This is a genomic window from Helicobacter pylori, from assembly GCF_006440215.1.
Taxonomy (GTDB): domain Bacteria; phylum Campylobacterota; class Campylobacteria; order Campylobacterales; family Helicobacteraceae; genus Helicobacter; species Helicobacter pylori_CS.
The window spans coordinates 1-13,868 of the sequence record NZ_VEZH01000011.1 but is presented as its reverse complement, the minus strand read 5'-3'; the positions used below and the strand labels follow the sequence as shown (position 1 = coordinate 13,868).

General features: G+C 34.8%; 9 protein-coding genes and 4 pseudogenes. All 13 read right to left on the bottom strand.

Annotated features, from left to right (window positions below; all coding sequences use genetic code 11):
• Positions 1-197: 197 nt before the first annotated feature.
• Complete coding sequence (locus FIM44_RS05985; RefSeq protein ID WP_232728219.1) at positions 198-863, bottom strand: hypothetical protein; 666 nt, start codon at positions 861-863, stop codon at positions 198-200.
• Between the two features lie 26 nt (positions 864-889).
• Positions 890-1,054: a hypothetical protein gene (locus FIM44_RS05980; RefSeq protein ID WP_238699633.1), complete on the bottom strand. Its 165-nt coding sequence runs from the start codon at positions 1,052-1,054 to the stop codon at positions 890-892.
• A 58-nt stretch (positions 1,055-1,112) separates the two neighbouring features.
• The gene (locus tag FIM44_RS05975) at positions 1,113-1,328 is read right to left on the bottom strand and encodes a hypothetical protein (protein WP_194148708.1); all 216 of its coding nucleotides are present in this window, start codon (positions 1,326-1,328) and stop codon (positions 1,113-1,115) included.
• A 403-nt stretch (positions 1,329-1,731) separates the two neighbouring features.
• A complete protein-coding gene (mscS, locus tag FIM44_RS05965; RefSeq protein WP_140579402.1) occupies positions 1,732-2,556 on the bottom strand; it encodes a small-conductance mechanosensitive channel MscS in 825 nt (274 codons plus the stop codon).
• A 207-nt stretch (positions 2,557-2,763) separates the two neighbouring features.
• Positions 2,764-2,884 (bottom strand): annotated as a pseudogene (locus tag FIM44_RS05960) (DNA adenine methylase); the annotation flags it as partial.
• Positions 2,885-3,126: 242 nt separating this feature from the next.
• Positions 3,127-4,539 (bottom strand): Card1-like endonuclease domain-containing protein, encoded by a 1,413-nt coding sequence (locus FIM44_RS05955; RefSeq protein ID WP_194148707.1) that lies wholly within the window; start codon positions 4,537-4,539, stop codon positions 3,127-3,129.
• A 66-nt stretch (positions 4,540-4,605) separates the two neighbouring features.
• The gene (locus tag FIM44_RS08685; RefSeq protein ID WP_238699630.1) at positions 4,606-4,812 is read right to left on the bottom strand and encodes an AAA family ATPase; all 207 of its coding nucleotides are present in this window, start codon (positions 4,810-4,812) and stop codon (positions 4,606-4,608) included.
• Between the two features lie 69 nt (positions 4,813-4,881).
• Positions 4,882-7,650 carry a DUF2357 domain-containing protein gene (locus FIM44_RS05945; protein WP_140579401.1) on the bottom strand — a complete coding sequence of 923 codons (2,769 nt, stop codon included), beginning with the start codon at positions 7,648-7,650 and terminating at the stop codon, positions 4,882-4,884.
• Positions 7,650-10,508 (bottom strand): annotated as a pseudogene (locus FIM44_RS05940) (AAA domain-containing protein). Before FIM44_RS05940 ends, FIM44_RS05945 begins: the two are co-directional and overlap by 1 nt.
• A pseudogene (locus FIM44_RS05935) lies at positions 10,502-11,832 on the bottom strand (protein kinase domain-containing protein). The pseudogenes FIM44_RS05940 and FIM44_RS05935 overlap by 7 nt, the downstream one beginning before the upstream one ends.
• Before the next feature lie 64 nt (positions 11,833-11,896).
• Positions 11,897-12,523, bottom strand: a complete 627-nt coding sequence (locus FIM44_RS05930) for a protein phosphatase 2C domain-containing protein (protein ID WP_140579400.1) — start codon at positions 12,521-12,523, stop codon at positions 11,897-11,899.
• Entirely contained in the window at positions 12,520-12,852 is a 333-nt protein-coding gene (locus FIM44_RS08485) for a hypothetical protein (RefSeq protein WP_194148133.1), read from the bottom strand. The genes FIM44_RS05930 and FIM44_RS08485 overlap by 4 nt, the downstream gene beginning before the upstream one ends.
• A gap of 113 nt (positions 12,853-12,965) precedes the next feature.
• A pseudogene (locus FIM44_RS05920) lies at positions 12,966-13,582 on the bottom strand (vWA domain-containing protein); the annotation flags it as partial.
• Between the last annotated feature and the right edge of the window lie 286 nt (positions 13,583-13,868).

Genomic DNA, 13,868 nt, shown 5'->3' with positions numbered 1-13,868 from the left:
AGGGGGAAATTATCCCAAAATACCCCCTAGTTAATGAAATGCTAGAAACCCATTTGGCAAAAACCAAGGGCTTTCATGCTTGCGTAAATTCATAAACTCCGTTATAGATTTGGTAAGTCAATGCATTTTTAATTTGATTGAGTTCTGCATTCTTAAGGGCTGATTGAGAAACTTCAATGACTAGATGACTGAACGCTTCACCGCTTTATCAATCTCAAAGATAAAATCATACAAGTGGTGTCTTTAATCAAAGCATAAACTAGGTCTATGTTCTCTGTTTGTCTTATCGCTAATGAGGTGTCGTGGGATAGTTTCGTACTCACATTGATGAACTGATTTAAAAGGTCTTGTTCGTTAATGGAACAATACCCAGCGTTAGTATCAAATTGATTAGTTTTAAGGGGTTTGGGTTTGTATGTGTTATCTAGAACGCTATCCATAGTAAAGGAAGCATTCAAGTCGTAGGAGTATCCAGGAACCCACTTGCTCCAATTTTCCCAACCACCCCTAGTTCCTCTTATTTTTCTCTGCCCGTTCTCTATCAAATTGGCTTTTAATTTAGCAAGAACACTGTTAGCGGTAATGTCTTTTTGTTCGGTTGCCTTATAAGTTCTTGCTATACTTTCATAGGTAGAGAACCCAAACCTAGCGGATTTAGATTTATCATCTCTTTTGATTTTATCTTTTTTAGTTTCGCTGTAGCTGTGTTTAGCAACGCTACGCATAAACTCCGTGAAAGCAATCAAAAAGTCAGGGTTTGACTGACCATTAGGTAAGGCTTCATCAGCGATAGAGTTCCTAAATTTAGGGTCTTTTAACTCAGCAAAGGGTTCTCCAAGTCTTGTTTTTTCCCCATCAAGCATCAAGTAGGGGTAAGGGGTAGTGCATATTAAAGTGAATACAGCCCCACGCTATCTTTAGGGCTGTTGATAATAGTGCTGTCTTGGTTGAACTCCCTACCCAAATTCACTATGATGTCTTTGAACTGATTTTTATTATGGAATGGTTTGAGTTTAAAACAAATGAAGCTAGTTTCTATGTTAGCTTGTGGCATACCTGCTTCTCTGTATAACCTTTAACAATTTTGTATCCTATGTAGCTCTTGTATAGGTCTAGCTTTTTCTCAACCACTTGGTTCTTTTTTCGTTATCAGTGTTAGTGAGCATAAAGGGTTTTAAAAGGGCTTCAACTTCCTCTTTTTTCTCGCCCTCTGTTGTCGCATTCAGTTCTAAAATCTTGGTGGCTTCTTTTAATCCATAATCCGCAATAATGGCTTTATCGTTATATGCCCTACAACCAGAGATAACCGCTACTGGGCAGTTTAGCATCCGATCGCATAATCGGCTCATACAAATAAAGCGGTGGTATTCATCTTTTGAGCCATAGTCAAATCATCATAATACACCAGGTTATTGTCTCTTTTTGATCTTGTGTTTAAAACGGCTCTTAACGCTGACTTTTTCTTATCATACTCGTTTAATTGAACGGATAGGGGTTGGTTAGAATTGACAGAGATTTTGAAGAGAGGTATTTGCTTTTAGCTTCCTTGTATTCCTTAAAGGCGGGCATCAATGAGAGATGATAACGAGTTAGAATGGATAGGGTTTTTTTCGCTATTAAGCTAACTTGGTGCGTTTAGAATTATTAGCACCAATGAAAATGTTTTTAAAATCGCTTAAAACATGTTATTCCTTTAAAATTCAAGTATTACTACAATGCGCCTCACACCAATCACTTAGAAGAATCTTGATTTTTAATAGCAATATCTAGCTTATTGAAAGGGATTTCAATGTGGTTAGCGTCTAGAGCGTTTTTGATGCGTTCAATGAGTTCGCTGCGCACATTAAAGATCCCATCTTCAATCTTTGCCCAAACCCTAATGGTGAAATTCAATGAGCTGGATCCAAAATCCGTGATTCCAATAAAAGTGGGCATGTTTTTATCAATTTTTTCCATTGCGTCAATAACATCTTTTATCGTCTTATGCACCAGTTCAATATCGCTCCCATACCCTACCCCACAAACCCATTCAATGCGCCGACATGCAGTGTTATTGCTATTGATAATATTAGAATTAGCGACACTTCTATTGGGCAAAACCGCCAAACGCCCATCATGCAAGCGTAAAGAGGTATTAAAAAAATCAAGCGCTTCTACTTTGCCCTCTAGGCCAGAGATTTCAATGATGTCTCCTTTTTTGAAAGGGTGTAAAATAATAAGGATTATCCCTCCAGCAATGCTTGAAAGGTAATCTTTTAAAGCCAACGCCACCGCAATCCCCACCGTTCCTAAAACAGTGATAATAGAAGTGGTTTGCACGCCTAGCGTGCTGAGCGCGATGATTGTAGTGATGATAAGGATTAAGATAAAAGTAACCTGCGCAACAAAATTCGCTAAAATCTCATCCTTTTTGGATAAAAGTTTCATGGTTTTGTTCCGTAAGAAAAACGAAAAATAAAAACCTATACAAAAGACAACAATAGCCTTGATTAAGATTATCCCAAAATGCTTTGCCTGCGGAAAAAAATCCACTAACAGCGTTTTAATTTCATCCATAAATCTTTCCTTGCAAATCACAAAATCGCTAAAAGAGACAAGATAACTTACCCTTATATAGCTAATTTTGACATGTTAGCATGTTTAGGACTAACCTTATTACCACAACTCAAACGCTCAACCCAGTGCCAGCGTCAAAGGGATTGGCTTTTAGCACGCTATCTGATGAAGAAGGATTTTTGAGTGTTGAACCTAGAGATTACTTTACGCACACCCCACGATACCCGTCCCAGCGAACAGATCGTAAAAAATCACACCCAAAAGGTTGCCCCACAACTGCATGGATATTTTCTTGAATAAAGGCAATGAGTTTGTATTTAGAGCCGATGTAGTTCGTAGTTCATTGATACAACCATTAAAGGGTAGTTTTTGATCAGATCTAATTGGATAGCTCGCATGATAGTCTTTTTCCTGTATTATATTCAAACCCACACTCTTTCAAAAGGAATGAAGCGATCCCTCTTTTTGCTCCTTTGAATTGGCTCAAGCGTTCCTTTAAAAAGACTCTAAAACTCTAAAATCCAATAGCATATTGGTTTAACACCAACTAAACACCCTCTCCCTGATTTATCAACGCCTAGAGTTATTAATATAATTCTCAATATTTTTTTTAAAATCTCTAGAAATAAGCTTAATATTCAAATTCTTAATTCTTTCTTGAATATTTTGAGACAAAATATCAGTATCGCTTGCTACTAAAATGCATTTCGCATTGGCTCCACCAAAATTTTGAGTGTTAGCAGATAGAGCGGTTAAAACCCCCTTATTTTTTAACTCCCCACTCTTGCATTCTGCAACATAGAGATTTTTACCATCGCTAAAAGCTATGTCAAGCTCAGTATAAATAGGGTGCTTATCTCCTTGAGTGGCGTTTGTGTTTTCAACGCCCAAAATCATATTCAAGCGTAGATCACAGATCACTTGTTTGTCTAGCAACTCCAGCAATTCACAATAAACATATTCTTCAAACCAACCCCCTATAATATAATCTCTAAAATCATCTTCGTTTTCTGAATATTTAAGCTTTATTTCCTTTCCATCTATATTCACGCAAACTTGATGGTTTTTGTAAAACAATTTAAGATTATTTTCGCAAATATTTATCGTTTTATCTTTGGCATAGTTTTCATTGATCCTTTGATAGAGCGGAATAATTCTTGCGCGATGTTCATACAATAAGTTGCTTAAATTTTTACGCTCTTGTATTTTTTCTAAACTCTTTTCGTCTATAATACCATTTTGTTTTATCATACGATTTGGGACATGCAAAGAGAAAAAAGTTTCCACATCTTTAATGGGGATAGCCGGAATAGCAAAAGGCTCAATACCGCTTGGATTTTTAAAAAATAATAGCCGTTGGGCTTTTTCTTCAATATAGAAATAAGGCGCTTGAAAATATTCTGATGCCTTTAGCCCTGCTAGAAACATCATTTTAGTCCCACCGGTCAAATTAAAACACAATCTCTTATCCTTTAAATCATGTTTGTTTGTATGTTCCAAAATGTTTTCATAAATATTTTTAGGTTCAAAAACATTCACTTCTATAGAATGAATACGATCGGTATTGATTTGAAAATTCTCATTAGTTTCTTTTCGTTCTTCAAAAAATCTCTTTAATGTATTAGCGTTTTTGGAACTAGAAGTGATAAAAACATGCTTTTGAGCGCTAAATTGACGCATTCCTAAAAAAATAGGCATTAATTGCTCCCCAAAAGAATAAAAAATCACATCAAAATCAAAATTGTATTTCAAAAACTCTAAGGCTTTTAGGCTCAACTCTCTATTTTGTTTCTCATAATCCTGTGGCTTAACCAAAACCCTCTCCAAATAAAAATCATAGTCATAATGCTTTGCAATACCTCGTGGCTTCTTGACGCATTGCGCAACATCCCATCCATAATCCATGGGGGTTTCTAAGGTATCTATTCTTAAAATCTTGGTCTTATCCAAGCAAGGACTAGAAATCCTATGCTCTTTATGCATTCTTTCTAACACATCTTTATCAACTTGATGCGCATCAGGGCGTTCTTTGGTTACCCTTTGAGCTTCTCAATGCAATTCTAATTCTCTAGGTTTAAAATCAATCAACAAAATTTTATAGCCAAATTCTCTAGCCATATCTGTATATGGTTTGCTTTGCCACGATTCAAAATTGGTGTTATCGCGCACTACAATATCTATACGATTTTCTAAAGCTTGTTTGAAGGCTTCTTGATTGTTTTGGTGGTATTCATTGAGTTTTTTTATCAAAAACATAACGCCTGATACCCTCTTCATCTATTTGGATGAAATATTCATCGGTAGAATGAACGCTGATAGAATGCCTCAAGCTTTTTGCTGCTCCAAGCTGGTTTGAGCCATCAAGTTCTTTAAAAATTTCTCATTAATCCAACTAGCCCTAGCCACAATGCTTAAAGTCTTTGGGTTAGTAAGATTCTTAAAAATCGTTTTTTGAAAGTCTTTTTCAAGAGAGCCTAAACATCTGCTTAAAAAATCCGTAGAAGGTGATTCAAAAGGTAAATCAATAAATTCTTGTTGTAATTTTGCGGGAATGCTATCATTCAGACGGCCAAAGAAATCCAGAATCTCTTTTTTAAAATCTTTGTCTATTTGTGGGTCAAAATAATACTCTTCTAACCGCCTCAAATATTCTTTAAAGGGAGTAGCAAATTCAGGATTTAGGGTTTCTAACTCTTCAAGCGTGTAATGTGAAAAAATTTTTAAACAAGGATACTTGATTCTTTTGAGCGCTTCTATTCTGTGTTCAATTTTCTCATCTAGAGGTTTTCTTTGGTAATTATTTTTAGCTGTATTTAATAAAACTTTTTCTTTATTTTTTTCCAAACCATAAATTTTACCTCGATATTTACTAGGGTCGTTCTTATCTGGCCCCACTTCCAAACACACTCGCGCACCTTGTGAAAGCTCATCTTTGTTCACGCCCTCTTTGCATTGACGGCTATGACAAAAAACTTCTTTACCATTTGTTTCCACTGTGTAAAAAAGTTCATTGTTTTTATCTTTCCCTATTTTTGAGATTCCACCGCATTCTAGTTTTTTCTCTAAGAATTCTATGCCTCTCTCTAAAACAAATCTGGGTGGACTATTTAAATCTTTCAATGTCTCTAATTGCTCTAGCGCCCACTCAAACAAATCAGAACTTTTGCCCTTATTAGGATTAAAGTCACTTTTTAGTTCATCAATACTTGGTTTTTTGATGGGATCGGGCGTAGGGAGTTCAACCCTATCAATACGCTGCCATTCTATAACAATGGGCTTTAAATCATTATTAACAGGTTTAAACTCTAACATGTAGTTAAACTCGGTACCAGTGTCATAAGTGAGCGTGAGTTTGTATTCTTCGTCATTTTCTAGGGGAAAATCTTTAGAGGTGATTTTGCCTTGATAGGAGATTTTTTCTTCATTTAGGATCAAGGGCAAAGCAAGGCTTTCTCGCCCTTTAGGGATAATAAAAGGCATTTCAATCTCTAGGGTTTCTTTATCTCCTAAAATGGTTTTATCTTTAATGATCTCAAAATTTTCAAACCGCCCGTCTTTAACCACTTCCATAGAGAGCTTAGGCAAGCATTCTTTATACAGAATAAAGCCTTCTTTTTCTAATCCTAAGGCTCTTTTAAAATTTTTTAAAGCTTCTTCGATAAAAGAATCTTGTAAAATAAAGGTCTTTTTTGAATCATCGCTTTTTTGCCTCTCCAAAACCAAGCCACAATCATTAAAGGTCTTACTTTTATGGTTTTCTTTAACGACCAAATCCACGCCGTTATAACGCAAACGCTCATTTTTCTTTAATTTATTTTCAAACAAAGAACTAAATCCTAAAGCAACGCTTTTAGGATAGAATTTTGCGTCTTTAAAATACAAGCTTATTTTATGCTTGATCTTAGCAAATTCAAAATTTTTAATATTATCATCTAATAAATAATATAATTTTTCTATCTTATAGCGTTCCTTGAAATCTCTCATAAAAGCTTCTACGAGAGTCTCATCATAGTCTTTGAGAGCGTTGGCCAAATAACCTTTTTCATTTATCTCACCCTTAGCGCCATTAGCGTTGATGTAAATATTATTCTCCTGCTTTTTGGCTAAAAGGGGGAGCTTTAAAATCTTTTCTTCATTGTCATTACCCACTAACAAAGCGAAGGGTTCAGGGCTAAACATATCAATATACATTTCTTTATAAACTCCCTTACACAATTCCAATTGCGGGATTTTTTGATTTAAATTTATAGGCTGTTTTAATTCATTTTCCAAAAACTCTTTCGCTTTTAAACGCATCTTTTCAAACGATAAACCTTTTATTGGAAAACTATTTTTAATTAGCGCGTATAAATCTTGTTCATTTTTAATTAGCGTGGGTTCAACGTTTATAGAAGTATAAAATTGGGCTTGGTATAAACACTCCAAATAGAAAATTTGATCCAAGTTCATCAATGACCCCACACCATCATAAAGCCAATCATGGGCTTTAAAAATGCGTTTGTAGTGCTTATGAAAATGCAACAAGTTATTAGGAATGATGGCTTGTTTTTCATCAATTTGTTGGGCTACTTTACTCTTTAAAAAACTTGTTATGCTGAAAATTAACTCTTCAAAAACCTGTTGGAATTCTATCTCGCGCCAATGAATTATTCTTAAAAGTTCTTTAATGAAACGCTTGAGAAACCTGTTTTCATGCGTATTGGCATTCACATAACGCTTGACGCTCAATACTTTATTGTCGCACAACTTTTCTTTCAAACTACGACCTGGTCGCTTGGCTAAATACAATACGCATTTAGCGTCAAATTCCCTAGCCTTTTCTAAAGGAATTTTTAAATGTTTTCTGCAGATATTGGTATTTAGATTGCTAAAGATAGCCTTTAGGGCTGGCTCCACAAATTTGCACAAAAAATACAAATCATCTTTATACGGCTTTTTTTCATAATCAAATTGCACGATATTCTCCAAAACGCTAAATAGATCTCTGTATTCAAAAGAAGCGCTAAAATCATCAAAAAAAGCAATCGATCTTAAAAAACTCTGCGCTTTCAAACGCTCTATATGATCAGGCGCATAGAGTTCTTCTAGATCCATTACAAGCTACTTTTTAAGAATTTTTCATATTCGGCATTATTCAAATAGTTAGTGCTGTTAAACACAAACTGATTGAAATCATTTTCCATAGCTTGTTTGAAATCCGAAGACACGCTAAAGTCTTTCAATAGATCTTGAATCTTTGTTAAGTGTTGGTTGTTGCGTGTCTGAACCCCTCTAAGTTTGGGGAAGATCTTTAAAACTAAGCATTCTTCATAAGCGAATTGCAAAGCCTTGTCCTTATCAAAAGCATGGAGAACTAAAGGGTGGTTATGCATATAAACGCTCATGCTCTGCCACACTCTATGCCCAATGCTTCTACCACAAGCGTTCAAGCGTTCATTGATCCCTTCGGTTAGTTTTTTATATTTTCTTTCCAGCTTAGCTTCTTGATCACCCTTTTTGTTTATCCAACGATTAAAAGTTTCAGCTTTTAAATATCCATCATTACTAGGAAGAGGTTTTTGTTGCTTGCCTTTCAATATTTTAGGTCTCTCAAAGTTCAAACAAAACGCCCTGTCTAGCACCTTATCGCTTAACATTTTGGTGCTTTCATCTTCATTCATCGTGCCCACAAACAATAAATTATCGCCTAAGGGCAATTCCCAAGTTAAGCCGGTGCCTAGTTTAATGCTGATATTAGTTTCTTTACTGCGTTTAATCTCTAGCTTGCTCAAAAATTCTGCAAAATACAATTCAATGTGGGCTAGATTCATTTCATCAAGCAACACAATACTCATCGCTTCTTTTAAGCCGTATGGTTCTTCATTCTTTTCTAACAATCTTATTTTAAGCTCTTGTAATTTTTCTAAATTTGGCTTAGGCGATTCCAAAAGCTCTCTATCTTCTTTGGTAAGATTTTCTTTAAACTGGCTTTCTAAAAGATCATAATTACGCATAACTCCATCATCTTCAAACCTCTCTTGTGTGGCGCGTAAAGCATGGATAATAGATAGGTTGGCGGGCATTTCTTATTTTTGCTGCTCTGCTTTTAATTGGCTCAGCTTTTCACGCATAGAAGAATTAAAAAAGATCGCATTTTTTTCTATTTCTTTTAAAAATTCCAATTCGCTGATAGGCGAACTGTGGTAGCGTCTGAGGGCTTCTTCTAAATCCAAAATTTTTTCTATATTTTCATAATCCCCTAAACTTTGCAGTTTTTTCCTCACGCTTTCTATGAGTATTTCAGCAAACTCTCTCAATCACTCATTCAATCTTTCATCTTGTTTGTATTGTTCTTCTTTAGCATTTTTTTTAGCACCAAATTTAAAAGTGGGCAATCCCCCTACTTTGATGCGCTCACGCGCATTGTTAGTCGCATCATGCCCTTGAGCACACAGTAAAATTTGCCCCTTGATATTTTTATCCTTAGGGTATTCTTCAAACAATCTCTCACAAATGGCATTGATCACAGTGGTTTTGCCCGTTCCAGGAGGCCCTTGGATAATAGCAATATCAGGGGTATTTAGAGCGATCTTTATGGCTTTTTTTTGATTTTCTGTGGGATCATTCTTAAAGATCTTCTTTCTAACTCTTTTAGTTAATCCTAAAGCTCTTGTTTGATAACTTGATAAGATCTCTTTTAAGACTTCATCCATCGTGTCTGCAGTATTATTATCGCCATCACTATCCTCTTTATTCTCTTTAATGTTTAAAATTAATCCTAAATTAGGATTGGCACTCAAACCTTTTTTTGTTTTATCTAATGCACTATATTGTTTTTTAAGCGTATTTAGATCCCCCATATAATCTAAATGAAAAGCATCGCCCTCTTTTATGGAAGGATCGTAATCTATGATAAAATCATCCCCACTAATGTCTTTAATCATTATTGATTGGCTGTTGTTTTTAGAAATTTGTTTCTTTTGTTGAGAAATAAGATTGATTAAGCTTTCTTCATTTTGTGGGTCTAATCCCTCTAAAACCCCTAAATCACTCCCCTCTCTTAATTGCGCTTTCTTTATTAAGATTTCCATTTTATTCTTGCCTAAAGCTGGCTTAAAACGAATTCTTAAATTCCCTCCTGCTTTACTCACGCTTTCAATCTCTAAAACCCCCACTTCTTTTGCCTCATTAAAACTTTTTTGAGCACTTTTGATGAGATATTGTTCCCAAATTTTTAAATAAGATTTGTCATCTTGCTGGATCTGGTCTAAAAGGCTCGTTCGCATGATTTTTGTGGTTTTATCATTAAATTCTAATGAACCTTGAAAAAACAAACACAAACCAGGCGCTAGCTCTTGTTTAATGGGTCTTAATTTTATCGCTTCATAAGAATGCCTATTATTTATCAAAGCGCGCTTAACGCTTAATCCCCCCTTGGTATTTAACAGCCTGAAATCTTCTTCTAAAATCTCTTCACTATTCTCTTTATCCTCTTTATCCTCATCTTCATAAGGCAATACGCACACAAAATAAGTAAAACCAGCCATTTTTAAAATACAAGTTTCTTTAAAATCTTCTAGTTTTTTGTCTTTGCTCATATCTTTTAGTAACTTTTCTGCGATTGCGTCTTTGAAATTAATGTTTAACGCTTCAGGAAGAATTTTTATAGGGCGTTTGAAAAAATGGCACTTCAATTCTAAAACTTGTCTTTCTTGGTTTTGGCTTAAATTTTGGCTTAAATTTAGAACTTGAGCTACAAGAAAGGCGCTACTGCAAAAAGCGTTTTTAATTTCTTTTTCTTTGACTTTGCCTATGATCTCTAATTTCAAATAACGCTTTTCATCTAGATGAAAATATATTTTATTTTTTTCAATCTTTAATAATCCCAATTTTTCTCTATCTTTTGGCTCTAGTTTTGCGGTATTGAGGTTATAAGCCTTGATGATGCTATCTTCTTTGATAAAACTCAGCATTTTTGAACCTTAATTAAAAGATCATTGTATGAAATAGTCAATTCTTTTTCTAAATCTATTTCTATCCTATAGTGATCCAATCTTTTATCATTGATGAGAATCTTTTCTTGTTGTATGTCATGATGAAAAATCAATATATTATCAGCAATCTCTGCAAACTCCCATTCGCTTTTAACCACTTCAATCCCCTTAAATAAGGTTGTCGGTAAAAAATAGGGTCTGTAAAATTCGAGACAAAATAAAAAACTTCGCTATTTTGGTAATAACTTGTTGCTACAAGTCTGATAGGTTTTTTAGCATCGCAATAAGGGCAAATCTTCCATTCTCTATCATAATAAGTCATTGAACAATTGTCACATTCTAACACTTGCAAGCTAGCTTTTTCTAAGCTCTCTATAAATAAGGGCATAGTATGGCGTTTCAAAGGATCTTTTTTGCCTTCTTCAAAGCATTGCGCTAATAAATTTTTTAAATCCCTTGTTAAGAAAAAAGGCAGTAAGCCACAAGAATTATTGCTGTCATCCTCACTATCTTCAATCCAAGGCAATTCTATAAAATTTTCTGCATCACCAGCACTATTCCCGTCAAAAGGATGAACCATATTTAAAAGCTCATAAGCTATGATGGCAAAAGAAAAGGTATCGCTAAGCATGGTGTTGTAATTGGTTGTATCGCTATTTTTAGAGGTTTGGCTAATCTCTAAAGCCCCATAGTTAGGCGTAAAAATAACACACAGGGCTTTTTCGCTCTCATAACGCACATTATCCGCATCAATCAAAAACGCTGAATTATCTTTATAAAACACATTGTTTAAATTCAAGTCCCCATACACCAAACCCTTACTTTGCAATCTGAATAGAAGTTTTGCTAAATGGGTGAGTATTTTTAATCGTGATCTCAATCCTTGTGTTTGTGAGTAATAACTTAAACTTAAAGCCATATAATGGTTATCTTTGCAAAGTTCTTGAATGGCATTATTGATCCTAAAAATCCAATCTTTTTCTTCGTTTTCTAAAATGCTGGGCTTCTTTAAAAAAGTTTTTAGTGGTTCATAGCCCTCAGCCATTTTCATCACATAGCCTTGTTTTTCTCTCAAAGTTACTAGCGGAATTGACATAGGGAAATGTCTCTCTATCGGCTTAAAAGATAAATTTAGAACGCTTTTTTCATATTGTTTAAGGGATTCTTTGTCTTTAATGAAATCTCCATCCCTCAATACTACCTTAATAACCACATCCTTATCCAAACAGCGATACACTATACCCTGTCCGCCCTTTCCTAAAACTTCTACAATCTTATGGATATTCCCCTCACTATCAACAATTTTTTTCTAACTCCATAAACTATCCTTTCTATACGCTATGATCAAACTCGTATCATCATAAAATTTATGATTCTTTAAGAGCTCGTAGCACTTTTTTGATGCCTTTTTTATGTTTAAATTCACTGATTATGTCCTTAACAAAATCCAAGCGTCTTGCATCTATTAAGCTTTCATCTAATCCATCCGTGCATAAAAATAACGCATCAATTTTTTTACTCTCTAAGACTTCCCAGGTTAAAAGCGTATTGCGATCAAAAGGTGTTGTGAAATGCGCTAAATCTTGCTTATCCTCTCTTAATAATCTATGTTCTTTTCCTAAAACAGCTAACAACCCATCACCCACTTTACCTATAAACGCCTTTTCTTTGCCAATAAAAACCAGTTGCAGAGTGCTTAGCGCATTGCGAACTTCAAAAGGATAGAGCAGACATTCCCAAATACTAAAAATAACTTTATTCAATAACGCTAAATTGCAACCTTGTATATCAATAGCATTTAAGGCTTTTTCTACGCTCTCGCACAATTTTTTAGCCCCAATTTGTGAATCTTTTTTACTCCCTAAACCATCGCACAAAACAAGCAATAACCCCTTTTGATTTTTTCTGATTAAAAAAGCGTCTTGATTAGGCAATCTAGCATACGCATGGTATGTTCCCCTAATAGAAGCCCCAAACGCTTTAAAATCTCTCATTGCTTAATCGCATCCACTTTCTTCATGAAATGCAATACTTGAAAAATTTCAGCGCTATCAAACACTTTAGAAGAAATTTCTTTAAGTTTGATCATATTGGCATCCGCTCCAAAAGCCACACTGGATTTAACTTGAATTTCTTCTGTAAAATGCCCATCGCTCAACAACAAAGCGTCTTCAAACTCCCCTTTTAAACCCTTTAAATCCCACTTTTGTATATCTGTATTTTTATTTTTAACCAATTGCTCAAAAGCTAAAAGCCATAATTGAAGGGCTTCTTTTTTCCCGTTTTCATTCATAGATCCTGAATTATCTATAATGATCCTCATGTTTTCTCTTTAAAGAGTTTAAAATACTGATAAGTTTCATCGTTCAAATCCATAAACAAAGCGTTTTTATGGCGTAAAGATTTTAAATCATTCATCATGGAATCCAGATCATCTTTAATTGAAGCAGAACCCTTGCTAATGGTTTGAGTCATGATTTCAAACAACTTCACTAACTTTTCCACATCATCTGCGTAAAATACGCCATCTTTGCCAAAATCCTTATTAACTTGCGGGTTGGCTTCTCTATCGCCAATAAAAATGTCCAACACACACTTTTAGCACTTCTCCCATCATGGTGGAAGTTAAACAAAGGCTCTTGCCACTTATCATTATTTGGCTCACCATCCGAGACTAAAATGCTATAAGGTTTATAGAATTTAGTAGGGAAAGTGTCTTTATCTTCAATAAGATCCTTAGCCAATTTAAACGCTTGATCTAAAGGGGTGCCACCACTCGCGCTTAAAGGCTTAAAATTGATGTTTTTTATATCATCAAAGGGCGTGTGCAAAACCGCGCCATTTCCGCCAAAAGTAACAATAGCCATTTTGCTAAATAACTCTTTTTTAGCTTCTTGCTTTAGAGTTTCTATCATTTTTTGAATGCAAAGATTAAGCACTCCAATGCGTGTGCCATTACCCAAAGAGTGACTCATTGAACCACTCGTATCTAACAATAAAAATACTGGAATAAAGCGTTCTTCCATAGTATATTTACTTAAATCTAATGCCATAATATCTCCTTATAAATAATTTTTCGCGCCAAAAAACCCAATCACAAGAATAAAACACAATCTGATTAAAACATTCATTTCAGCACTCTTTTTGATGATTTTATAAGCTTTTGAGTATAGTAGACTTAGACTTAGCTTAGGAGTGCCTGAATTTTGGGGTAGCAAGCCGACTCTATGGTTTGTCTTAAGGCAAAGAAATAAAAAGCAACCACCAGCAATAAAATCAAGCATGCAAAAACAACCATCAAAAAGTCAAACCTAAAACCAAAGAATCTAGACAGAAAAA